Origin of the sequence: Staphylococcus americanisciuri (assembly GCF_024814435.1) — a bacterium.
Taxonomy (GTDB): Bacteria; Bacillota; Bacilli; order Staphylococcales; family Staphylococcaceae; genus Staphylococcus; species Staphylococcus americanisciuri.
The window spans coordinates 1-1,636 of the sequence record NZ_JANUXY010000019.1 but is presented as its reverse complement, the minus strand read 5'-3'; the positions used below and the strand labels follow the sequence as shown (position 1 = coordinate 1,636).

Sequence of the window (1,636 nt, the reverse complement as noted above, 5' to 3'; positions counted from 1 at the left end):
TTCCCATTAGGCGCATCAACATCAGAAGTCAAAGCATTTGAAACGAAAGATGCGATTGCGAAAGGCGCAGACGAGATTGACATGGTCATCAATATCGGCGCATTAAAAGATGGGCGCTATGACGACGTACAAGCAGATATTGCTGCGGTTGTTGACGCATCAGGCGATAAAACAGTGAAAGTTATTATCGAAACAGTGTTATTAACGGATGAAGAAAAAGTGAAAGCCAGTGAATTATCAAAAGCTGCAGGTGCAGATTTTGTGAAAACATCAACGGGCTTCGCAGGCGGTGGTGCAACGCCGGAAGACGTCAAGTTGATGAAAGAGACAGTGGGAGATGACCTTGAAGTGAAAGCATCAGGGGGTGTGCGCAACTTGGCAGACTTCCAAGCGATGTTAGAAGCAGGGGCAACACGTGTCGGTGCCAGCGCAGGCGTACAAATTATGCAAGGGTTAGAAGCAGATACAGATTATTAAGAGAGAACTATAAGGAGTGATTGTGATGACAGCACCATTTCAACGCATCCATTTGATCGTGATGGACTCAGTAGGCATTGGGGAAGCGCCCGATGCGAAAGCATTCAAAGACGAAGGTTCACATACTTTAAAACATACGTTAGAAGGTTTTGACCAAAAATTACCGAACTTGGAACGTCTGGGACTAGGTAATATTGACGACTTACCGGTTGTCGGTCGTGTTGAGGCACCAGCAGGTTACTATACGAAAATGAGTGAAGCGTCTGTTGGGAAAGACACGATGACGGGGCATTGGGAAATTATGGGCTTGAACATTAACGAACCATTCAAAGTATACCCGAACGGCTTCCCAGATGAACTCATTGCGGAAATTGAACGTTTAACTGGACGAAAAGTCGTGGCGAACCGCCCAGCGTCAGGCACACAAATCATTGACGAATGGGGTGCCCATCAGATGGCAACGGGCGACTTAATCGTCTACACATCTGCGGATCCCGTATTACAAATCGCGGCACATGAAGAGATCATTCCACTGGAAGAACTATATGATATCTGTGAGAAAGTCCGCGAGTTGACGAAAGATCCGAAGTACTTGATTGGACGTATTATTGCTCGTCCGTATGTGGGTGAACCGGGCAACTTCACACGTACAAGTAACCGTCACGACTACGCATTGAAACCATTCGGTCGTACGGTCATGAATACGTTGAAGGACGCAGACTATGATGTCATTGCGATTGGTAAGATTAATGATATCTATGACGGTGAAGGTGTGACAGAAGCGATCCGCACGAAAAGTAATATGGACGGCATGGATCAGCTGATGAACGTAGTGAAGAAGGATTTCAAAGGCTTAAGCTTTTTGAACTTGGTAGACTTTGATGCGTTGTATGGCCACCGTCGAGACAAACCGGGCTACGCGCAAGCGTTGAAGGACTTCGACGAACGTTTACCGGAGCTGTTGGACAACATGCGTGAGGACGACCTGTTGATTATCACAGCCGATCATGGCAATGACCCGACGGCGGAGGGGACAGATCACACACGCGAATATATTCCGGTGTTGTTCTACAGCCCGAAATTTAACGGTGGCACAGCCCTCGATGGTGATACAACATTTAGTTCTATTGGTGCGACAATCGCTGATAACTTTGGTGTG

General features: G+C 46.9%; 2 protein-coding genes. Both read left to right on the top strand.

The genetic code is table 11. From position 1 onward, the window contains the following. Positions 1-477 (top strand): deoxyribose-phosphate aldolase (gene deoC, locus NXS11_RS10840; protein ID WP_259201270.1); only part of this gene is annotated, 477 nt, incomplete at its 5' end. Positions 478-502: 25 nt separating this feature from the next. Further along, positions 503-1,636 (top strand): phosphopentomutase (deoB, locus tag NXS11_RS10835; protein ID WP_259201268.1); only part of this gene is annotated, 1,134 nt, incomplete at its 3' end.